Consider the following 21492-nt stretch of genomic DNA (forward strand, 5'->3'; position numbering starts at 1 on the left):
CGTCGGCCCGTCGGCCGCCGAGGCGGTCGGCGCCGTCGCTAGGAGGGTGAGGCACGTCGAAAACGGGGAAGTCCGGCGGGCGCTCAGAACAGCGCCGACGCCGCCGCCTCGGCCGTCTCGATGACGGGGCCGAATCCGGGTAGGAGCAGCACCGTCGCGACCGCCGCGAAGACGACCGCGGCGTACAGCGCCGTCGGCCGCACGTCGATCGCGTCGAGCGCGCTCGGCGACTCGGGGTCGTCGAGGAACAGCGCCTTCACGACCCGGCTGTAGTAGTACAGCGACACGACGCTGTTGATCGCGCCAAGACCGGCCAGCCACAGGAAGCCGTTGTCGATGGCCGCCTGGAACAGGAAGTACTTCGAGAAGAACCCGGCGAACGGCGGGAGCCCCGCGAGCGAGAACATGAACACGGCCATCGCGACGGAGGCGACCGGCGCGCGCCGCCAGAGCCCCGCGTAGTCCGCGAAGGTCCGACCGACGCCCCACCGCTCCGCCATCGCGACGAAGAGGAACGCGCCGGTGTTCATGAACCCGTAGACGAGCAGGTGCGCCATCGCGGCGCCCATGACCGTGCCGTTGGCGGGCCCGTCGACCGTGAGCGCGGCGACGCCGATGAGCGCGTACCCGGCGTGCCCGATAGAGGAGTACGCGAGCATCCGCTTGACCTCCTCCTGGACCGCGGCCGCGAAGTTACCGAGCGTCATCGTGACGGCCGCGAGGACCGCGAAGGAGAGCATCCAGTCGACGTTCGCGGACACCGCCATCTCCAGCGGGAACGCCTCGGTGAACACGCGGAACGCGACGACGAACCCGGCGGCCTTCGAGGCCGACGAGAGGAAGGCGCTCACCGGCGCGGGCGCGCCCTCGTACGCCTCCGGCGCCCAGAAGTGGAACGGGACGGACGCGGTCTTGAACGCGACGCCGCCGATCATCATCACGACGCCGACGCCGAGGACGCCGGCCAGGCCGTCGATCGACGCCGACGCGATGTCGGCGAGGATGAGCGACCCGGTCGCGGCGTACACGAGCGAGATGCCGAACAGGAAGACCGCCGACGAGAGCGCCCCGACGAGGAAGTACTTCATCCCCGCCTCGACGCTGCCGCGGTCCTGCTTGAGGTACGCGACGAGCACGTACGACGGCAGCGACACCATCTCTAATGCGACGAACACGACCGCGAGCGAGTTCGCGACCGCGAGCAGCGCCATCCCGGTCGCCGCGAACGTCACGAGCGAGTAGAACGCCGCCGGGTTGGCGTGGTCGTGGAAGTAGTCGTGCGCGGCGACTAACACCAGCGCGGTCACCGACGCGAAGATGGCGGTGAAGAACAGCGCCAGCGTGTCCACCTTCACCGTGTCGGCGAACAGCAGCACCGCGCCGCCGTCGGGGCTCACGCCGCCGCTGGCGGTGAGCCAGACGGTCGCCGCCAGCGCGGCGAGCGATCCGACCGCGCCGACGACCGCCATCGACGTGTTCGAGCGCGCGTCCGGCCGAATCGTGTCGACCAGCAGCAGCGCGAGTCCGGTAACGGCCAACAGCAGCGCCGGCAGCAGCGCCGTCACGGCGGGCAGTCCGTTAACCATCGATGGTCACCCCCTCGACGACCGGCAGGGCAGCGTCACGGATCATCTCGAAGAAGATGTCGGGCGCGACGCCCAGCACGATGATCGCCACCAGGAGCACCGCGAGCGGGGCGACGTCGTGGAACGCCGCGGGCCCGACGTCGTAGTCGGTCTCCAGTTCGAAGGGACCGAACAGCGTGCTCTGCATCGCCGACAGCAGGTAGCCGGCGACGATGACGATACCGAACATCGCGAGCGCCGTGAACACCGGAGCGTACGGGAGCGCCGGCGCGGACAGCGAGCCGACGAAGATGAAGAACTCGCCGGCGAAGCCGGCCATCAGCGGGAGCCCCATGTAGCCGAAGGCGCCGGCGACGAGGATGCCGACGGTGACCGGCATCCGGTCGGCCATGCCGGCCATGTCGCCGACCATCCGGGTGTGGGTCGCGTTGTAGATGACGCCGACCGCCATGAACATCAGCCCCGAGATGAGGCCGTGCGCGACCATCTGGAACGTCGCCCCGCCGATCCCGTACTCGGTGAAGACGATGAGTCCGAGGATGACATAGCCCATCGACGAGACGGACGAGTAGGCGACGATCCGCTTGAGGTCCTTCTGCGCCAGCGCCAGCATCGCGCCGTAGATGACGCTGATGACGGCTATCGCCGCGATCGGGACCGCGAGCATCGACGCCTGCTCGGGGAGCATCGTGAAGTTGAACCGGAGCAGCGCGTACGTCCCCATCTTCAGGAGGACGCCCGCTAACAGCACCGACGCGGGGGTCGGCGCCTGAACGTGGGCGTCCGGCAGCCACGTGTGGAACGGCACGATCGGGACCTTCACGGCGAACCCGAGGAACATCGCGAGGAACGCAACCATCGCGATGCGGTCGGCCGGGATGCCGAACCAGGCGCTCAGGTCGCCCGCGGCGATCGCCTGGGCGATCTCCGGCAGGGCGAACGACGACACCGAGTCGCCGAGCGCGAACACGAGGCTCATGAAGCCGATGAACATCAGCAGCGACGCCGCGTTTGTGTAGACGAAGAACTTGATCGCGGCGTACTTGCGGCGCGGACCGCCCCAGATACCGATGAGGAAGTACATCGGGACCAGCACGGCCTCCCAGAAGACGAACCACAGGAAGAAGTCGAGCGCGGCGAAGACGCCGAGCAGGTTCGCCTCCATGAACAGCATGAGCCCGTAGAACTGGCTCTGTCGCGTGTCGACGGGCGTCCACGCGCTGAGGATCGCCAGCGGCACCAGGAACGTCGTGAGCACGAACAGCGGGAGGCTGATCCCGTCGAGCCCGACGAACCACGAGACGGTGCGGCCGCCGACTTCGAGCCACTCTATCTGGGTCGCGTACGCGATCTCGCCGCCGAGCAGCGCGTTGCCGCCGGCCTCGAAGCCGGACCAGAGGTAGAGGCTGCCGACGAACGGGATGAGGCTGATCGCGAACGCCAGCCTGCCGGCCCACTCGTCGGGCGCGAGGAACACCGTCAGCGCGCCGACGAACGCGGCCGCCATGAGCGCTTCGAGTATCACAGGAACCACCCCCCGGTCGCGCCGAGCACGAGCAACAGCGCGACGAGTCCGAAGGTGAGCAGCGCGGCGTACTGCGAGACGACCCCCGACTGGAGCTTGCGGATCCGGCCGCCGCCGGTCAGGCTCACCGAGGAGACGCCGTTCACGACGCCGTCGATGATCCCCTGGTCGAAGGTGTTCGCGCCGCCCGCGACGTCTTCCGTCCGATACGCGAGCCAGACCTGCAGTTCGTCGAGGTAGTAGTTGTTGTACAGCACGTCTTTGATCCCGCCGAGCTTGGCGGTGTGTTCCGTCGGCGACGGCACGTTGTACAGCCGCCAGGCGAGTCCGAGTCCGAGCAGCGCGAGGCCGAGCGAGACGGCCGCGCCGACGAGAACGGTTCCGGCCTCACCGCCGACGAGGTACGCGCTGCTGTACGGACCGATGTCGGCGTAGTGGTGCGAGGAGAGCCCCTCGATGCCGCCCCACTCGTTGTCGAGCCAGCGGTGAAGCACGTCGATCCCCTTGATTCCGAGCACCTTCTTCACGGGGACCATGTTGATGAAGCCGGTGACGACCGCGAGCGAGCCGAGGACCGTCAGCGGCCCCTTCACGTTCCACCGGACGGACTCGGGGTCGCGGGCGGTGTCGCTGCGGGGCTCGCCGTGGAACGTCAGGAACACCATCCGGAAGGTGTAGAACGCGGTGACCGGCACCGCGAGCAGTCCCATCAGGTAGCCGCCGAGCAGCAGCGGGTCGTTGAGCCCGTGGACGAGCGCCTCGTAGAGGATCTCGTCTTTCGACCAGAAGCCGGCGAACGGGAAGATGCCCGCCAGCGCCAGCGAGCCGGCGAGGAACGTGTAGTAGGTGACGGGGAGCTTCGACTTCAGCCCGCCCATGTCCCACATGTCCTCGTTGTGGTGCATCGCGATGATGACCGACCCGGCGCCGAGGAACAGCAGCGCCTTGAAGAAGGCGTGGGTGGTCAGGTGGAAGACGGCGGCCACGTACCCGCCCGCGCCGAGCGCGAGCATCATGTAGCCGTACTGCGAGATGGTCGAGTACGCGAGCACCTGCTTCAGCTCGTCTTTCACGAGCCCCATCGTCGCCGCGAACAGGGCCGTGAAGCCGCCGACGAAGGCGATGACCGCCATCGTCGTCGGCGTCAGCACGTAGAACCCGTACATCCGCGCGACGAGGTAGACGCCGGCCGCGACCATCGTCGCGGCGTGGATGAGCGCGGAGACGGGCGTCGGGCCCTCCATCGCGTCGGGGAGCCACGTGTGGAGCGGGAACTGCGCCGACTTCCCGACGACGCCGCCGAGCACGAGCAGGCCGACGACCGTGAACCACGTCTGGACCCCGACTCCGCCGGGGGTCCACACGACCTCACCGGCCTCGGCCAGCGCCGGGAACGACTCGGGACCGGCGAACTGCGCCGTGCCGAAGGTGGCGAACACCGCGACGACGCCGACGAGGAAGAAGTAGTCACCGAAGCGGGTGACGAGGAACGCCTTCTTCGCGGCCGACGGCGGGCCGGGCTCCCGGAAGTGGAAGCCGATGAGCAGGTACGAGCAGAGCCCGACCAGCTCGAAGAACATGAACGCCATCAGCAGGTTGTCGGCGACGACGAAGCCGAGCATCGACGCCGTGAAGAGGCCGAGCCCGGCGTAGTAGCGCGGCAGCCCGGTCTCGCCCTCGTCGTTCATGTAACCGAGCGAGAACACGTGGACGAGCAGCGCCACGAGGGTCACGATGACCAGCATGAGCGCCGACAGCGGGTCGATCAGGACGCCGAACGTGAGTTCGATGTCCGTCGGGCCGATGCCCGCGCCGCCCTCGCTCGCCCAGTGGTACAGCGTCTCGTTGTATGCCCGTCCGCCCGCGACGGTCGCGGCGACCCAGATCGACAGCAGGAACGAGCCGGCCGTCGCCGCGATGCCGCCGAAGGCGCCGCCCTTCGGGAGGTACCTGCCCGCGCCGAGCGCGACCAGGAACGAGAAGAACGGGAGGAGTACGATCGCCGGAACGTATGCGAATGCGTTCACCATCTTACCACCTCATCTCCGCGGGAACAGTCACGTCGGTCGTGCCGAAGTTGCGGTATAACACGAGTATGATGCCGATACCGATCGCGACCTCGGCGGCGGCGAGCGCGATGACGAACAGCGCGAACACCTGCCCCGTGAGGTCGCCGTAGTACAGCGCGAACGCGACGAAGTTGATGTTGGCCGCGTTCATCATGAGCTCGACGCTCATGAGGAAGTACAGGGCGCTCCGCCGCGTCAACACGCCGAACAGGCCGATACAGAAGATGGCCGACGCCAACAGCAGGTACCACGACGGCGGGATCGAGGACGCGAGCGCCGTCATCGGCGGTCACCTCCGTCGCGTCCGCCGTCGGTGAACGCCTGCCCGACCGCAGCGACGACCGAGCCGTCCTCCTCGCGCTTGGCCAGGTAGACGGCGCCGTCGACCGCCACGTCGAGCGCGACCGCGGCGATCAGGAACGCCGCGAGGAACCCCTCGGACGGCACCGCGCCGAGGTCGTACTCGGCGAGGTTGAAGAGGGCGTACCCGATGTTGTGGACGACCGAGGCGTCGGCCGGGAAGCCGACCTCCTCGAAGCCGAACGTCGCCCCGTTGACGGTCGCGGCCAACACCGCGAACAGTCCGCCCACGGCGATCGCGGGCGCGATCCGGGAGCCGCGGCTCTCGTCGCTGCTCACGCGCTACTCACCTCCGTTTCTGAATCCGATCGCGTGAGCATCACGGCGAACGTGACCAGGATGAGGACCCCGCCCACGTAGACGAGGATCTGCATGGCGGCGATAAACTCCGCCCGCAGCATCACGTAGTGCACCGCGACGCTCGTGAGGGCTCCGCCCAGAAGCAGCGCGGCGTGGAACACGTCGCGCGCCAGGACGACCCCGAGGGCGAACGCCAGCGTGACCGCGGCGAACAGCCCGAACGCGATGGTAGCATAAACCATTGTGTTTGTCTCCTATGAGAACCCCTTTGAAGATTTCGAGACGTGCCCGCTACTGGTAGTCGACCTCGCCGTCGCCCTCCCCGATCCACGCGCCGCGATCGGGGTTGCGGGACTCCAGCGGGTCGATTCCCTTGTACCACGGGACGTTCTTGAGCTGTTCTTTGTTGAACACGAAGTCGTCTTTCGTGTCCGCCGTGAACTCGAAGTTCTGCGTCAGCAGGATGGCGTCGACGGGGCAGACCTCCTCGCAGAGCCGGCAGTAGATACACTGCCCGATGTGGAGGTTGTACTGCTCGCCGTTGCGCTGGTCGTCCTGAACGATCTGGATCGTGTCGTTCGGACAGACGTTCTCGCACTGGCGGCACCAGATACACCGCTCCTGGCTGAACTTGTGGACCCCGCGGAACCGCGGGCTCACCTCGGGCGCGTCCTCCGGGTATTCCACCGTGAACGTCGACCCGTCCAGCGCGTGTTTCATCGTCGTCGCCATCGATTTCATGAGTCCGATCATATCAGGCGATCACCCCCACGATTACGGCCGTGAGCACCAGGTTCGCGAACGACAGCACCAGCATTCCCTTCCAGCCGATCTCGATCAGCTGGTCGATACGGACGCGCGGCAGCGCCGCGCGGGCCCACTGCGTGAACAGGAAGAAGCCCCAGATCTTCACCACGAACCAGATGAAGCCGATGCTCTCCGGGCCCGGGCCGGACGCCCCGCCGAGGAACGTCACGGCGAGGATCGCGCCGCCCAGGAAGATGTGGACGAACTCCCCGAGGTAGAACAGGACGAAGTACGCCGAGGAGTACTCGGTCTGGTACCCCGCGACGATCTCCGTCGGCGCCTCGGGGATGTCGAACGGGTTCCGGCCGATCTCGGCCATGTTCGCGGTGAGGAACAGCACGAACGCGAACGGGTTGACGAACGCGTACCACGACGGGATCGAGACCCCGGCGATCGTCACGAGCGTCTCCGTCTGCGCGCCGACGACGCCGCTCATCTGGAGCGTACCGGCGAAGATCACGACCGACATCGCCGTGACGATGAGCGGGATCTCGTACGCGAGGTTCTGCGCGACCGCGCGGAGCCCGCCGAGCAGCGAGTACTTGTTGTTCGACGCGTAGCCGGCCATCACCAGCGAGACGGACGCGATCGACGCGAACGCGAACACCAGCGCGAACCCGACCTCCGGGTCCGCGAGGTGGAGGTTGATCGGGCCGAGCTGCCCCATCGGGATGACGGAGAAGCCGAGGAGCGCCGACGCCGGCAGGAGGATCGGCGCGATGTCCCACGAGGGGCGGTCGACGCCCTCGGGGATGATGAGCTCCTTCGCGAGGAGCTGGACCGCGGCCGCCGGGATGATGAGCAGCCCGTAGGGACCGATCCGGTCGACCGCGATCCGGTCGGTGAACGCGGCCGTGATCTTCCGTTTCGCCCACGGGCCCGCGACGCCCGTGAACGCGAGGATGATGTTCCCGACGACGAACGCGGCGACGAGCGAGGCCGCGACGTCGCCGATCACGCTGTCGAGACCGAGCGTGTCGGTGATGAACTCGGGGAACAGCTGCGCGGGCGCCGTGCCCATCAGCGGTCCACCTCCCCGAGAACGACGTCGAGGCTACCGAGCGCGGCGATCACGTCGGGGATGTACTCCCCGTTCGCCATCTCCGGCAGCGTCTGGAGGTTCGAGAAGCACGGCGACCGGATCTTGAACCGGGCGGGCTTGTCCGTCCCGTCCGACCGGATGTAGATGCCGAGCTCGCCCTTGGCGCCCTCGACGGCGCGGTAGATCTCCGTGTCGTCGTCCGGGCGCAGCGTGCGCGGCACGTTCGCCTGGATCGTCCGCTCGTCCTCCGGCCAGTCCTCGAGCAGGTCGACGCACTGCTCGATGATCTTCGCGGACTCCTCGACCTCGCGCATCCGGACGAGCAGGCGGCTGAAGTTGTCGCAGCCGTCCTCGGTCACCACGTCCCAGTCGAGCTCGTCGTAGTAGCCGTACGGGTCGTCGCGGCGCAGGTCGTAGTCGACGCCCGACCCGCGGGCGACGGGGCCGGTCGCGCCGTAGTTCTTCGCGACCTCCGGCGGCAGGATGCCGGTGTCGATGGTCCGCATCTGGAACACCTCGTTCGAGGTGATCAGGTTGTGGTACTCCTCGATCGACTCCGGCAGCTGATCGAGGAAGTCGCGGGTCTTCGAGAAGAACTCCTCGCGGGGCTCGGGCAGGTCCCAGACGACCCCGCCGAGGCGGAAGTAGTTGAACATCAGCCGCTGGCCCGTCAGGTCCTCCAAGAGGTTCTGGACGCGCTCGCGGTCGTTGATGGCGTACATGAACGTCGCCGTGAAGTCGCCGTTGATGTCGAGCGCGAACGTGGCGAGCGCGAGCATGTGCGCCGCGATCCGGCACATCTCAGCGCCCATCGTCCGGATGACCTGCGCGTACTCGGGCACCTCGATGTCCGCGAGGTCCTCGGCCGCGCGGGCGTACGCCCACTCGTTGAGCAGCCCCGCCGAGATGTAGTCCCAGCGGTCCGGGTACGGCATGATCTGGTGGCGGTACGTCCCGGACTGCGCCATCTGCTCCTCGCTGCGGTGGAGGTAGCCGATGTCGGGCTCGACGTCGGCGACCTGCTCGCCGTCGAGGACCGTCTTCAGGTGGAGGACCCCGTGGGTCGCCGGGTGGTGCGGCCCGATGTTGAGGAACATCGTGTCGGACTCGGCGTCCTTGTGGTGGTCCTCGAGCGGGTTCGCGTGCTCCGGGAGCGTTGCGATCTGCGGCCGGTCCTTGTCGTAGTCCATCGACAGGGGGTGGCCCTGCCAGGTCTCCGGCAGCAGGATCCGACGCAGGTCGGGGTGGTCGTCGTACTCGATCCCGATCAGGTCGTACGCCTCCCGCTCGTGCCAGTCGGCCGTGCGGAAGACGGGCTCTGCGGACTCGGAGACGGGATTATCCTTGTCCGCGGGAACGACGACGCTCACCTCCTGGGTCGGGTCGTCGTACTTCTTCAGGTGGTAGATCGACTCGTAACGGTTCTCGTACTCCTGTGCGGAGACGACGGAGAGGTGGTCGTACCCGGCCTGCTGTTTCAGGGTCCGGAGCGTCTCTTGGACGGTGTCCGGGCGGATGACGAAGCCGGGCGCGTTCAGGTGGTCGTCGCGGTCGACGACGAGGTCGCCGAGCAGGGCCTCCAGCTCGTCGGGCGTCTGCTCGACGGCGCCGTCGTCGACTGCGTCTGGTCGTTCGAGGCTCATGGCGAATCAGCGAAGTTGTACCGCATGACGAGCTCGTCGTCGTCGATCTGGTCGGCCAGCTTGTCGACGAGTTCGTCGCGTTCGAGGTCCGAGAACTCCTCCAGCTCGTACGGCTTGACCGTGACGGGCGCGGCCTCGCCGTTGGCGACGCGCTCCTGCAGCTTCACGACGCCGTAGACGAGCGCCTCGGGACGGGGCGGGCAGCCGGGGACGTGGATGTCGATCGGGATGACCTCCTCGGCGCCTTTGATCACGTTGTACCCCTCCTGGAACGGGCCGCCGGAGATGGTACACGAGCCCATGCCGACGACGAACTTCGGCTCGGGCATCTGGTCGTAGACGCGCTTCATCCGCGGGGCGAACTTGGAGACGATCGTCCCGGGGACGATCATCACGTCGGCCTGGCGCGGCGAGGCGCGGGGGACGCCCGACCCGAAGCGGTCGAGGTCGTGTTTCACCGCGTAGGTGTGCATCATCTCGATGCTACAGCAGGCGATGCCGAACTGCAGCATAAACATCGAGGATCCCCGACACCAGTTCAGGAACTTGTCGAACTTGGTGAGGATGAACGGCGAGGAGCCGAACGCCTCACGCAGGCGGGAGTTGAACCGGTCTCCCTGCCCGGTCATCCGGGCGTCTCGGGTCTCGGTTACGACTTGCGAATCGTCGGTGATAAACGGTTGATCGCTGCTCATTAGTTGAGGTCCTCCGTCGTCTTTCTGCTGGTCGCGCGGGGGCTGCGGGCCCAGCTGATCGCCCCCGACCGCCACGCCCAGACGAGTCCGACGGCCAAGATTCCGACGAACGCCAACATCGGCCACAGCAGGTCGGCCATCGGCACGCCGGCCTGGACGGCCGGACGGTAGATGACCGCCCACGGGAACAGCAACACGGTCTCGATGTCGAACACGACGAACAACAACGCGACCATGTAGTACTGGATGTTGAACCGGATCCGCGTCCCGCCCGTCGGGGTCTCGCCGGACTCGTAGGTGGTACTTTTACCGGTCTCAGGCACGCTCGGACGGAGCAGCGCCGACACTGTCATCATCCCTATCGGAATGAGCAGGCCGACGGCCGCCAAGGCGCCAATCGCTATCCAATCGCTCATATAGGTCTCCGTAACGTGCTGGCGTTTGGACCGCCCCCTCATAAGCGTTGAGTCTTGTGCGTCCGCGTGCGTGCGGGCCGGTGCCGGCCGTTCGCGGTCGAAGCGCCGGAAATGTCACCGAGAGCCGCCGAACGGGTTCGTCGCGGGGCGAAAAGGGGTGGCGCGTCGGGAACAGGACGGCCGGACGCGACGCCGTCCCGCTACCGCTCGCGGAACCCGTCGAGTCCGAGGTCGTGGAGGGCCGCGGAGACGTCCGCGACGCCTCCCTTCTGCTCGTCGTGGAGCTCGACCAGTCGCTCCTCGACCTCGTCGTGTTCGCGCGCGAGCACCTGAGCGGCCGACAGCGCGGCGTTGTACGACTTCCCGGCGTCGACGGCGACGATCGGCGCGCCGGTCGGCATCCCGATGACGGAGTCGACCGACTTCTCCTGGACCGGCACGCCGATGACGGGCACCGGGTAGGCGATCGAGGCGGTCATGTTCGGGAGGTCCGCGGACTTCCCCCCGGCCCCGGCGATGATCACGTCGAGGCCGCGGTCGGTCGCCGTCTCCCCGTACGCGTACATCAGCTCCGGGGTGCGGTGCGCGGAGACGACGTAGCTCTCGTAGGTGAACCGGGCGTCCGGCGCCTCGTCGAAGTCGGTCTGCTCCGCGAAGCCGAGGTCGTCGAGCGCCTCGTAGGCGTCCTCCATGACGGGGAGGTCCGAGTCCGAGCCCATGACGATCCCCACGTCCGGGGTGGTCGCCGGGTCCGCGTCGGCCGCCGCCTCCGCTTCGAGCCGGTCGATCAGGTCGTCCACCGTGGTCATACACGGCGGTTCGGCGGAGGGCTACAAGGAACTCCCGGATGCGGCGACTACGTGGATCAGTGGGTAGCCCTGGTTATCGTTGCGGTCGACGCCGCCGAAGCCCCGGCCACTTACTGATAGATGGCTGACGGCGGATCGGGAGCGAATACCTCCAAAGCCCCAGTCGCGAGGGCTCGCGCGCCTTGCTGCGGTCCTCACTCGGTCGCTATCGCTCCCTCGTTCCGGTCCTTGCGTCGTCGTGCTTCGCCCTCGCGACTGCCCCTTTGAGTCCCACCCGACCACACCGCGACCGCACCACACGCCTCCCCAGCCTCGTCGCTGGCGGCTGGCGCCGCCACCGACTCCCTCGCGCGTGCGGACTCGCGACCGCCGAGGGCGGCCGCTCGCAGGCACGCGCCACCGCAGTTCGTTCATGAACAGTCGTCGCCGTTACCCCCGAGATCTACGCGTCTCGGAACGTCAGCCCGTCGCGGAGTTCTCGCGCCCGCGAGAGCAGCGCGTCGGGGTCGACTTCGTCGGTCGCGCCCCGGTCCGTCACCGTCAGGTGGCCCATCTTCCGGAGCGGGTACACGTCGTCCTTGCCGTACCAGTGGAGGTCGGCGTCGGGCGCGCCGAGGACCGTCTCGACGTTCCGCAGCGTGGCCGCCTCCCGTTTGTCCACATCGCCGAGCACGTTCGCCGTGACCGCGGGCGCGACGAGGTCGGTCGGGCCGAGCGGCCAGCCGAGGACGGCGCGGACGTGGTTCTCGAACTGCGAGGTGCGGGCGCCCTCGATCGTCCAGTGGCCGGAGTTGTGCGGGCGCGGCGCGATCTCGTTGACCAGCACCTCCCCCTCGCGGGTCTCGAACAGCTCGATCCCGTAGACGCCCCGGCCGTCGAGGACCTCCAGCACGTCGCGGGCGACGGACTCCGCCTCGGCGACGACCGCGTCGTCGGCCCGGGCCGGGCTGACGCTCTCGCGGAGGATCTCTTCCCGGTGGATCGTCTCCGTGACGGGGTAGGTCCGCGTCTCGGCGTCCGCGCCTTTCAGGCCCATCACGGCGACCTCGCGCTCGAAGTCGAGGAACTCCTCGGCCATCGCGGCGCCGCCGACCTGGTCGAGCGCGTCCGCGGCCCCGTCGGGCGTCTCGACCGGGACGTTCCCGCGGCCGTCGTAGCCCCCCTCGCGGGCCTTCAGCATGACGCCGCCGAACTCCTCAACGACGCGTTCGAGCCCCTCGGCGGTCGCGACCGCGACGAACTCGGGGACGGGGATCCCGGCGTCCGCGAGCGCCTCCTTCTGGACCAGCTTGTCCTGAATCGTCTCCAAGGTGGCAGGGTCGGGATGGACCGGCACGCCGTGGTCCTCGCTCGCGGCCGCGAGGACGGCCGGGTCCGCGAGCTCGATCTCGAAGGTCAAGGCGTCGACGCGAGCGGCGAGCTCGTCTATCGCGTCCAGGTCGTCGAAGTCGCCGACGACCTGGTCGGTCGCGACCGGCGCCGCCGGGCAGTCCGGCGTCGGGTCCAACACGACGAGGTCGACGCCGAGCGGCGCCGCGGCTTCGCCCAGCATCCGGCCCAGCTGTCCGCCGCCGACGACGCCGAGCGTCGGCCCCGGAAGGGTGATCGACATGTGCGAGTCGGTACTGAACAGAGATGAATAAGTATTGCCAAAATGCGAAGCAGATAGACACGAACACGGATCAGTCGGTCAGTCGCGGGCGCGCTCGCCGCCGCCGCGGGCCTCGTCGGCGTCGGGTGGGCCCTGAACGCACCGGGACTCGCCGCCCTCTCTCCGGTCGGGTTCGGGGTCGCCGTCGCGGTGAGCGTCGGAGTCTCCGCCGCCGTGTACGCGGTGGTCGTCTCGCGCCGGTACCCCGTCCGGCTCGGCGACCTCCTGAGCGCCGCGGACGGGACCGACCGGTGAGTGTGAAGGGGCCGACCGGTGAGCGTGAAGAGGCCGGCCGGTCGGCCGGGACGGAGCGTCAGACGGAAATCCGTTCGAGGTCGCTCTCGAGACCGTCGACGAACTCGTTGTACGCCGCGACGAAGCCGCGGAACCCGTCCGCGTACTCCCGGACGTCGGCCGCGGAGGGCGCGCCGTACTGCGAGAGGAGGTAGAGGCCGCCCGACCCGCCGATCCGGAGGTACGAGACGCTCCCCTCGTCGTACTTCAGCTCCCAGCGGTCGCCCTCCACGCGCGCCGTGAAGGTCCCGTAGTCGTCGCCCTCGTACCGGTGGATCTCCCCCGCGATGACCGCGCAGGTCTCGCGGATCGCGTCGAGGACGCGGTCGCGCTCCGCCACCACGCCGTCGGTTGTCGCCGGCTCCGGGAACTCGGCGCTCACGCCGTCGAGGACGCCGGACAGCGAGTCGACGTGGTCGTTCCACGCCGCCACGAACGCCGCGTAGTCGTCGAGCGCGACCGCGAGGTCGGCGGGGTCGGGCGGCTGCTTCGTCGAGATGACGTACGTGTCCGACCCCGACTTCGGCGAGAACAGGAGGAACTCCAGCTCGCCCGCCTCGTGTTTCACCGTCCACTCGCCGCCGGGCGTCGACAGCGTCTCACGGCCGTAGTCGCCGCCCTGGAGCCGCGCGAGCTGATAGGCGATCGCCCCCGCGTGGTCGCGCACGGCGGCGACGAGCTCGTCGCGCCGCTCCGCGACGGCCGCGGCGTCGCGCACGTCGAGGTCGATCCCGAGATCTGCCTGCGTCGTCACGAGATCACTGGGCGCGCCACCGGGTTAATCGATTCGGGTCGCCCGCCGGGCGTCGGCGGCCGGTCCGCGGCGGCGCAGTCACTCGATCGTCTCGCGGATCTCGCGGACCCGGTCCGGCTCGTCGATGCCCGACCGGATCACGACGGCGAACACCTCGTCGCCCTCCGGGACCGGCGCGTCGCCGCTCAGGATCGCGTCCGAGCCGGCCTCCTCGGCGAGCCAGCGGCGCCCGTCGGCGATCGCCTCGCGGTTGAGCCACGCCGGCGGGCCGCCGACAACGAGCAGGGTCCGGTCGGCGCGCCCGTCGGGGACCTCAATCGTGTTCTTGCCGCGGGTCGCCTTCCGGATCACCGTCTCGATGGCCGACACCGCGGCGCTGGTGTCGACCTCGGTCGGCTCCGAGGAGCCGAACAGCCCGAGCCCGAACTTCGAGCCCGAGTCGGGCGCCTCGACTGCCTGCGTCGCGTGACCGATCGCCGCGATTTCGCCGTCACCGCCCGCCGCGCGGGCGACGTCGCTCGCGTCGAGCACCTGCTGGGGCGTCTCCGTGCCCTCCGGCGTCTCGCCCGCGCCGAACAGCGCCGCGATCCGCTCGACGGCGACCCCGTTGAGCCGGTCGCGCGCCCCGCCGATCGTCTCGCTCGGACGGAGCCACGCCGCGTTGTCGAACGGGAAGACCGCCGCGCACTCCTCGGAGAGCGCGTCGAGCGTCCGCGCCGCGTTCCGCTCGGCGAGCGGGCGGTGCGGCGTCGGCGCCGCCGACCCGTCGCCGGCTCCCGCGCCCGGCCCCGCGCCGCTCGCCCCGCCGGCGGACGCGCTCCGCGGCCCGTCGTCGTCCGGTTCCTCGGTCTCGGCGCGGGTGGGAAGGAGGCCGAAGGCGTAGACGGGGGCGTCGTACAGGCGCGAGAGCTCCGCGGCGAGCGCGGGGGCCGCGCCCGCGCCGGCCGCGCCGCCGAGGCCGACGACGAGCAGGAACGCCTCCGCGAGCGACGGCCGCTGGTCGTCCATGGCCCGGCCGAGCTCGCTCGCGTGCGCGTCTCCCAGGCGGCGCCCGGCGTGGAGGTCGCCGCCGAGCCCGTCCCCGCCCGCGGCGTCGCCGAACCGGTACCGGCGCTCCTCGCCGAGCGCGTCCAGCGCCCCGAGCGCGTCCATGTCGGTGTCGAAGGCGTTGACGCCCCCGAGGAACGGGTCGTCGCCGTGCGCCGCGGCGAGCCGGTCGGCGACCCGCCCGCCGGCCCCGCCGAGTCCGATGACGTGGAGTCGCATACGTGGCCCGGTCGTCGACCGGGGATATATGACTTCGGCTCGGCGCGAACCGTTACCGAACCGCCCTGCGCCCGCGACGGCTCAGAACTCGTCGAGCTGACGCTGTCCGGCGGGGATCTCGGGCCCCGGGTCCGGCTCCACCCCGAGCAGGCGCAACAGCGCGGTGTCCGCGAACGTCAGCGCCAGCACGAGGATGATCGGCGCGAGGAACAGCCCGTGGAAGCCGAACACGACCGGGCCGAAGATGTACGCGAGCATCAGCAGCCCGACGTGGGTGGTCTTGCCGCTGAAGTACGGCCGCAGGACGATGTCGGGGATGGTGTCGACGACCACGGCCGCGACCGCGAGGAACCCCGCGACGTACACGAGCAGCGAGAGGTCGCCGTCGAGCGCGAGCGGGACCGACATCGCCGCCGCGATCGGGACGTAGACGATCTTCATCCCGATCACGGGGATCAGGCTGGCGACGCCGGTGAGCGCGCCGGCGAGCGTGGGGTACGGGATCTCGACGGCGGCCGGGGCGACCGCGTTGTACCCGAGGTAGGTGACGACGGCGATGATGCCGATCGCGATGACGTTGAGCAGGTTCCCGTACAGCACCGCCTCCAGTTCGTCGTCGGCGGCCTCGAGGTACTCGCGGACGACCGCGTCGTCGTCGAACGAGAGGAGCCAGCTGTGGAACCGGGACCCGTCGATGAGCAGGTAGTAGGTCACGACGATGGTGATGAGGAGGTTCAGGGCGAGCCCCGAGAGGGTGCTCGCCAGCAGCGACGCCTGCTCGGAAACGAGGTCGATGAGGGGGTCGAACTGCCCGGACCGGTACGCCGCGAGCAGCTCGTCGGCCGTCGGGTTCGACAGCTCCGCGAGGTCGCCGATCACCGAGTTCTCCGCGCCGATGGTGTCGGCCACCGGGTACGTCTCGATGAACCGGCGCGCCTCCAAGATCAGCAGCACCAGGGTGTAGCTCACCAGGCCGATGAGCGGCACGCCGATGAGCGACAGCGACACCACCGCGCGCACCCGGGCCGGCAGCCGGAAGCGTTCGAGCCGGTGGTAGAACCGCCGCGTCGAGTAGTAGAGGAAGACGGCGACCGTGAGCGGGGCGACGAACCGGTAGGCCACGTAGCCGGCGACGAGCGCGACCGCGAGGCCGAAGAGGGCGACGACGAACCGCTTTTCGTCCATGGGCCACGGTCGCCATCGGCTGACATAAACCATGGTGGTCGCCGCGACTCGCCCGCGCCCGGAACCCGCGGCCGCGCGGATCCCAAAGCCCCTAACGGCGGGCGGTGAAGGAGAGCCTATGAACGACATTCACCCGGACCAGCGCGTCGCGGTGTTGGCGGACTCGCAGAACCTGTACCACTCCGCGCAGAGCGTCTACTCGCGGAACATCGACTACTCCGGCCTCCTCGAGGAGGCCGTCGCGGACCGGTCGCTCGTGCGCGCCATCGCGTACGTCATCCGCGCCGACTCGCCCGAGGAGGAGAGCTTCTTCGAGGCGCTCCGCGACATCGGTTTCGAGACGAAGATCAAGGAGATCAAGACGTTCGCCGACGGCTCGAAGAAGGCCGACTGGGACCTCGGGATGAGCCTCGACGCCGTCTCGCTGGCGAGCCACGTCGACACGGTCGTCCTCTGCACCGGCGACGGCGACTTCGCCCGGCTCTGCTCGCACCTCCGCCACGAGGGCGTCCGCGTGGAGGCGATGGGGTTCGGCAACTCCGCGGCCGACGAACTGATCGAGGCCGCCGACGACTTCGTCGACCTCGCGGAGGAGGAGGAGACGTTCCTGCTGTAGCCGGCGAACGACCCGCCCGGCGTTGCGAGCGGGCGCCCGAGCGCGGCCGCGCTCACCCGAGCAGCGCGGCGACCGTCTCCTCGACCGTCGCCGCCGCCGCCTCGACCTCGCGCACCCGGACGTACTCCCGCTCGGCGTGCGCGACCGCGCCCGACTCGTCGGCGAGGTCGCCGGGCCCGAACACGACCGTCGGCGCCGGCGCGAAGTAGGAGGCCTCGGTCGCCGCGCCGAACGGCCGGACGCCGCCGCCGCGACCGTCGGGGAGGCCGACCGCGTCGCTCGCCTCTCGCGCCGCGTCGGCGACAGTTCGGACGAGGTCGTGGTCCGGGTCCGTCGCGAACGCCTCCAGGAACGGCGACTCGCGGTCGGTGAGCGCGACCGCGGCGTCGACCCCGCGGTCGCCGGCCGGGCCGCTCGCGAGCGACTCCCGCACCGCGTCCGCGAGCGCCGACCGGAACTCCTCGGCTGTCTCCGGCGGGACGCTCCGCCGGTCGACCGTTATCTCGCAGTCCGCCGGCACCTGGTTCGTCGCCGCGCCGCCCTCGACGACCGTAGGGGTGAGCTTCGGCGGCCCCAACTGCGGGTGGGCGGTCGCCTCCGCGTCGAACGTGCGGATCGCCGCGAGCGCGTCCTCGGCCGCCGCGACCGCGTTCGCGCCCGCGAACTCGGCGGCGTGCGCGGCGGTCCCGGACAGCTCGACGGTCGCCTGGAACCGCCCCTTCGCGGCGGTACACGCGTCGAGCCCCGTCGGCTCGCCGACGAGGAACAGGTCGCCGTCGAGCCGGTCGTCGGTCCCCGGCAGCCGCCCGGTCAGCGCCGCTGCGCCGAGCGACAGCGACTCCTCGTCGGGCGTGAGCGCGAGCGTGATCCGCCCGCGGTCGGGGTCGGCGGCGAGGAAGCCCGCGAGCAGCGCCGCGAGCGGCCCCTTCGCGTCGCAGGCACCCCGGCCGCGGATCACCTCGTCCGGGTCGTCTCCGGCTCCCGTCGGAGCGCCGCGCTCGCCGTCGCGCGCCGGCCCGCGCTCGAACGCGACGTGCGGCGTCACCGTGTCGAGGTGCGTGTTCAACACGAGGTGCGGCCCCGCCTCGGGCGCCGGCGAGCGCTTCTCCGCGAGGACGCAGCCGTCCGCGACGACCGCGGGGTCGGCGCCCCGTCGGCCGAGGAGGTCGACGACGGACTCGCGCATCTCGTCGGCCGACTCGTGGGAGGGGGTGCGGACCGCGTCTTCGAGGAACGAGACCGGGTCGAAGTCGGGCCCCGCGTCCGAACCCGAGCCGGCATCGCCGTCGCCGCTCATCTGGGGTCGGCGGGGAGCGCCCCCGAGAACTCGTGGGCGACGGGCCCGGCGAGCGTGGCGTGGCCGCGGTCCGGCACCGTTATCTCCAGTTCGCCGCCCGGCGGCCGACTCACGGCCGACTCGCCCTCGATCAGGCCCAGGCGGCGGGCGGCCGCGACGACCGCGACCGCGCCGGTGCCGCAGGAGCGCGTCTCGCCCTCGACGCCGCGCTCGAAGGTGCGCTGGTCGAGGACCGCGGGCCCGTCGCCGGCGCCGTCGTCGACGACGGCGGCGAGGTTGACGTTCGCGCCCTCGGGGAAGACGCCGGCGTGCCGGACCGGCGGCGCGACTGCGTCGAGGTCGACCGCGTCGATCCCGTCGTGGTCGTCGCGGCCGCCGTCGACGAACGCGACCGCGTGCGGCACGCCGGTGTTGACGGCGGTGACGGTCAGCCCCTCGACCGGCTCGTCGACCAGCGGCTCGTCCGCGAGCGCGCCCTCGCGGGCGACCGGGACGCGGCGGGGGTCGAACGTCGGCTCGCCCATCTCGATGGTGGCGGCGCTCCCGTCCGCGGTCACCGTGGCGCGGCGGGTGCCCGCCTGCGTGTCGATCATGAACTCGCGGTCGCCCGTGCGGTCGTGGGCCCAGCGCGCGACGACGCGGGCGCCGTTGCCGCACATCGTCGCGGTTGAGCCGTCCGGCTGGACCAGCGTCATCACGACGCGAGTCGGGTCGAACCGCTCCTCGATCGACAGGAAGAGGACGCCGTCCGCGCCGCGTCGGCCCGACGGCGCGCCGCGGTCGTCGGCGAAGTCGCCGCCGTCGACGCCCGTCTCGCGGTCGCAGTACGCCCGGGCGAACGCCGCGCGGTCGCCGACGTTCTCGGCGGCCGCGTCGACGACGAGGAAGTCGTTGCCCGTGCCGTGGTACTTCTCGACCGGGACGGCGTGGGTGCTCATCGGCCGCCCTCCGTCCGGTCGGCGCGGCCACGCGCCGCCTCTCGCTCGACCGTCGTCAGGTCGTCGAGCGCCTCCCGGCGTCGGACGACCGTCGCGGTCCCGTCGTCGAGCGCGACCTCCGCCGGCCGCGGTCGTGAGTTGTATTGGCTCGCCATCTCGTATCCGTACGCGCCCGCGATCCCGACCGCGAGGAGGTCCCCCCGGCGCGGGTCGGCGAGCGCGCGGTTCGTACCCAGCGTATCGCCGGTCTCACAGATAGGTCCGGCGACCGTGACAGGGGTTGCCTCCCGCTCGGCGACGGGGGGCGCGTCGCCCCCGTCGCGGTCCCGCCCGCCGCCCAGGTTGCGGATCGGGTGGTAGGCGTCGTACATCGCCGGCCGCAGGAGGTCCGTCATCCCCGCGTCGACGCCGACGACCGTCTCGTCCGGCGTCGGCTTCACGGTGTTCACCCGGGTCAGGAGGACGCCCGCGTCCGCGACGACGTAGCGCCCGGGCTCGACGGCGAGGTCGGTTCCGTCGGGCAGCGGCGCGACCGCCTCGCGCGTCGCCTCGGCGACCGCCGGCAGGTCGAGCGGCGGGGCGTCCTCCTCGTAGGGGACGCCGAACCCGCCGCCCACGTCGACGTAGTCGAGGTCGACGGGGGCCGCGCCGCCGTCCGGGTCGGCCAGCTCGCGCGCCAGGTCGCCCATCCGCGCGACCAGTTCGCGGTGGCTGTCCAGCTGCTCCGGGTCGATGCCGGAGCCGGCGTGGGCGTGGATCCCGACCACGTCGAAGCGCTCGGCCGCGTCACGCGCCGCGTCCGCGGCGCGGTCATAGGGGATCCCGAACTTCGCGGCGCCGCCGGTGGTGACCTTCTCGTGGTGGCCCGCACCCACGCCGGGGTTCACGCGGACGCAGACGCGACCGTCGTAGCCACGCTCCGCGAGCCGGTCGAGGGTGTCGACCGCGCCGACGGTGACGGTGAGGTCCGGCTCCGCCGCGGCGACGCCGGCGACGTAGTCGAGGTCGCGGGCCGGCGGGTTGACCGCGGTGTAGTGGAGCCGCGAGCCGTCGAAGCCGGCCGCGAGTGCGCGGTCGACCTCGCCCGCCGAGGCGCACTCGGCGTCGAGGCCCGCGTCGCGGACCGCCTCCAGGACGGCGCGGCCGGTGTGCGCCTTGACGGCGTACCGCACGTCGGCGTCGGGGAACGCCGCGAGCAGCCGCTCGCAGTTCTCGCGGACGCGGTCGATGTCCTGGACGTACAGCGGCGTCTCGTGCTCGGCCGCGAGGTCGCGGAGGCGGTCGGCGTCCCAGTCGCTCACGCGGCGGACCTGGGGGTTCTCGTCGGGGGCGGTCGGCGCCGCGCTCGCGTCCGCGTCGCTCATTCCCGGAGCGCGTCCTCCCGCCGCGTCGCCTCCAGCGTCTCCTCCTCGACGTGCGTCGCGACGACCGCGGGCTTGTACGCGCCGCCCTCGAAGAGGTCGTGGTCGCCGACGGACGACTCCACCATCCGGGTGAACGCGCGGCGCTCGGCCGGGAGGTGGCCGTAGACGACCTCCTCCTCGACGAGGTCGTAGACGGGGATCCGGGGGGTGAGGAGCGTGTTCTCCCCGACGATCGAGTTCTCGCCGACCCGGAACCCGCTGGTGACCCGGCAGCCCGCGCCCAGCGAGACGCCGTCCTCGATGATCACCGGCGCGTCCTCGACCGGTTCGAGGACGCCGCCGATCAGCGTGTTGGCGCCGAGCTTGACGTTCTCGCCGAGCTGCGCGCAGGAGCCGACCGTGTCACAGGAGTCGACGAGCGTGCCGTCGCCGACGTACGCGCCCATGTTGACGAACGAGGGGCTCATCATGATACAGTCGCTGCCGAGGTACGCGCCCCGGCGGATCGCGGTCCCGTCCGGCGTGTTCCGCGTGCCGCGCTCGGCGAGGTCGTCCGTGTCGCGCAGCGGGAGCACGTCGTGGTAGGTGACGCCGCCGTACTCGCGGGGCTCGGTCTCGCGCAGCCCGAAGTTCAGCAGGATCCCCCGCTTGACCCACTCGTTGGCCTCCCACGAGGTCACGTCGTCGCCGGTCTTCTCGGCGGCGCGGACCTCGCCCGCCTCCAGGGCGGCGAGGAACTCGTCGATCACGGCCGCGTCCGCGTCGGTCGCGTCGGCGGCGGTCAGCCCGTCCTGATAGCGGTCCCACAGATCGGATACGTCGGCTCGGAGCGTCATTGGCTAGTGTATGGATGAGTGTCGGTATTTATTCGTCGA

The 21492-nt window shown here is 70.4% G+C and carries 21 protein-coding genes; 1 reads left to right on the forward strand and 20 read right to left on the reverse strand.

What is annotated here, in order from left to right:
• Positions 1-83: 83 nt before the first annotated feature.
• From HPS36_RS02475 to HPS36_RS02555, 16 genes are all read right to left on the reverse strand, one after another.
• Positions 84-1586 (reverse strand): NADH-quinone oxidoreductase subunit N, encoded by a 1503-nt coding sequence (locus HPS36_RS02475; RefSeq protein ID WP_173228385.1) that lies wholly within the window; start codon positions 1584-1586, stop codon positions 84-86.
• Positions 1579-3093 carry a complex I subunit 4 family protein gene (locus tag HPS36_RS02480; RefSeq protein WP_137717778.1) on the reverse strand — a complete coding sequence of 505 codons (1515 nt, stop codon included), beginning with the start codon at positions 3091-3093 and terminating at the stop codon, positions 1579-1581. Before HPS36_RS02480 ends, HPS36_RS02475 begins: the two co-directional genes overlap by 8 nt.
• Positions 3094-3107: 14 nt before the next feature.
• Complete coding sequence (gene nuoL / locus HPS36_RS02485; RefSeq protein WP_173228386.1) at positions 3108-5141, reverse strand: NADH-quinone oxidoreductase subunit L; 2034 nt, start codon at positions 5139-5141, stop codon at positions 3108-3110.
• A gap of 1 nt (position 5142) precedes the next feature.
• Positions 5143-5463 carry an NADH-quinone oxidoreductase subunit NuoK gene (nuoK, locus tag HPS36_RS02490; protein ID WP_053771562.1) on the reverse strand — a complete coding sequence of 107 codons (321 nt, stop codon included), beginning with the start codon at positions 5461-5463 and terminating at the stop codon, positions 5143-5145.
• A complete protein-coding gene (locus HPS36_RS02495; RefSeq protein ID WP_053771563.1) occupies positions 5460-5819 on the reverse strand; it encodes a hypothetical protein in 360 nt (119 codons plus the stop codon). The genes nuoK and HPS36_RS02495 overlap by 4 nt, the downstream gene beginning before the upstream one ends.
• The gene (locus HPS36_RS02500; RefSeq protein ID WP_017342604.1) at positions 5816-6082 is read right to left on the reverse strand and encodes an NADH-quinone oxidoreductase subunit J; all 267 of its coding nucleotides are present in this window, start codon (positions 6080-6082) and stop codon (positions 5816-5818) included. Before HPS36_RS02500 ends, HPS36_RS02495 begins: the two co-directional genes overlap by 4 nt.
• Positions 6083-6131: 49 nt before the next feature.
• Positions 6132-6593, reverse strand: coding sequence for a NuoI/complex I 23 kDa subunit family protein (locus tag HPS36_RS02505; RefSeq protein WP_004596401.1), 462 nt, complete (start codon positions 6591-6593; stop codon positions 6132-6134).
• A gap of 1 nt (position 6594) precedes the next feature.
• Positions 6595-7668, reverse strand: coding sequence for a complex I subunit 1/NuoH family protein (locus tag HPS36_RS02510; protein WP_121561872.1), 1074 nt, complete (start codon positions 7666-7668; stop codon positions 6595-6597).
• Positions 7668-9332, reverse strand: coding sequence for an NADH-quinone oxidoreductase subunit D (locus HPS36_RS02515; protein WP_173228387.1), 1665 nt, complete (start codon positions 9330-9332; stop codon positions 7668-7670). The genes HPS36_RS02510 and HPS36_RS02515 overlap by 1 nt, the downstream gene beginning before the upstream one ends.
• Positions 9329-10027 carry an NADH-quinone oxidoreductase subunit B gene (locus HPS36_RS02520; RefSeq protein WP_053771566.1) on the reverse strand — a complete coding sequence of 233 codons (699 nt, stop codon included), beginning with the start codon at positions 10025-10027 and terminating at the stop codon, positions 9329-9331. The genes HPS36_RS02515 and HPS36_RS02520 overlap by 4 nt, the downstream gene beginning before the upstream one ends.
• Positions 10027-10443 (reverse strand): NADH-quinone oxidoreductase subunit A, encoded by a 417-nt coding sequence (locus tag HPS36_RS02525; RefSeq protein ID WP_121562442.1) that lies wholly within the window; start codon positions 10441-10443, stop codon positions 10027-10029. Before HPS36_RS02525 ends, HPS36_RS02520 begins: the two co-directional genes overlap by 1 nt.
• Positions 10444-10643: 200 nt before the next feature.
• Positions 10644-11252 carry a 5-(carboxyamino)imidazole ribonucleotide mutase gene (purE, locus tag HPS36_RS02530; protein WP_173228388.1) on the reverse strand — a complete coding sequence of 203 codons (609 nt, stop codon included), beginning with the start codon at positions 11250-11252 and terminating at the stop codon, positions 10644-10646.
• Between the two features lie 442 nt (positions 11253-11694).
• Positions 11695-12864 (reverse strand): 5-(carboxyamino)imidazole ribonucleotide synthase, encoded by a 1170-nt coding sequence (locus HPS36_RS02535; RefSeq protein ID WP_173228389.1) that lies wholly within the window; start codon positions 12862-12864, stop codon positions 11695-11697.
• Positions 12865-13216: 352 nt separating this feature from the next.
• A complete protein-coding gene (locus tag HPS36_RS02545) occupies positions 13217-13951 on the reverse strand; it encodes a hypothetical protein (RefSeq protein ID WP_173228390.1) in 735 nt (244 codons plus the stop codon).
• A 78-nt stretch (positions 13952-14029) separates the two neighbouring features.
• The gene (locus HPS36_RS02550) at positions 14030-15217 is read right to left on the reverse strand and encodes an FtsZ/tubulin family protein (protein ID WP_173228391.1); all 1188 of its coding nucleotides are present in this window, start codon (positions 15215-15217) and stop codon (positions 14030-14032) included.
• 81 nt (positions 15218-15298) lie between these two features.
• A complete protein-coding gene (locus tag HPS36_RS02555; RefSeq protein WP_173228392.1) occupies positions 15299-16402 on the reverse strand; it encodes an AI-2E family transporter in 1104 nt (367 codons plus the stop codon).
• Positions 16403-16520: 118 nt separating this feature from the next.
• Here HPS36_RS02555 and HPS36_RS02560 point away from each other — a divergent pair, with 118 nt between their 5' ends.
• Positions 16521-17018, forward strand: coding sequence for a LabA-like NYN domain-containing protein (locus HPS36_RS02560; RefSeq protein WP_137717768.1), 498 nt, complete (start codon positions 16521-16523; stop codon positions 17016-17018).
• A 52-nt stretch (positions 17019-17070) separates the two neighbouring features.
• Here HPS36_RS02560 and HPS36_RS02565 read toward each other — a convergent pair whose 3' ends face one another.
• The 4 genes from HPS36_RS02565 to HPS36_RS02580 are packed head-to-tail and all read right to left on the reverse strand — an operon-like array spanning position 17071 to position 21453.
• On the reverse strand, positions 17071-18315 hold the full coding sequence (locus HPS36_RS02565; protein ID WP_173228393.1) for a M20/M25/M40 family metallo-hydrolase: 1245 nt from the start codon (positions 18313-18315) through the stop codon (positions 17071-17073).
• Positions 18312-19253, reverse strand: a complete 942-nt coding sequence (dapF, locus tag HPS36_RS02570; RefSeq protein WP_173228394.1) for a diaminopimelate epimerase — start codon at positions 19251-19253, stop codon at positions 18312-18314. Before dapF ends, HPS36_RS02565 begins: the two co-directional genes overlap by 4 nt.
• Entirely contained in the window at positions 19250-20617 is a 1368-nt protein-coding gene (lysA, locus tag HPS36_RS02575; RefSeq protein ID WP_173228395.1) for a diaminopimelate decarboxylase, read from the reverse strand. The genes dapF and lysA overlap by 4 nt, the downstream gene beginning before the upstream one ends.
• Positions 20614-21453, reverse strand: coding sequence for a 2,3,4,5-tetrahydropyridine-2,6-dicarboxylate N-succinyltransferase (locus tag HPS36_RS02580; RefSeq protein WP_173228396.1), 840 nt, complete (start codon positions 21451-21453; stop codon positions 20614-20616). Before HPS36_RS02580 ends, lysA begins: the two co-directional genes overlap by 4 nt.
• Positions 21454-21492: the final 39 nt, after the last annotated feature.

This window comes from Halorubrum salinarum (assembly GCF_013267195.1).
In the GTDB taxonomy this organism is placed as follows: Archaea; Halobacteriota; Halobacteria; order Halobacteriales; family Haloferacaceae; genus Halorubrum; species Halorubrum salinarum.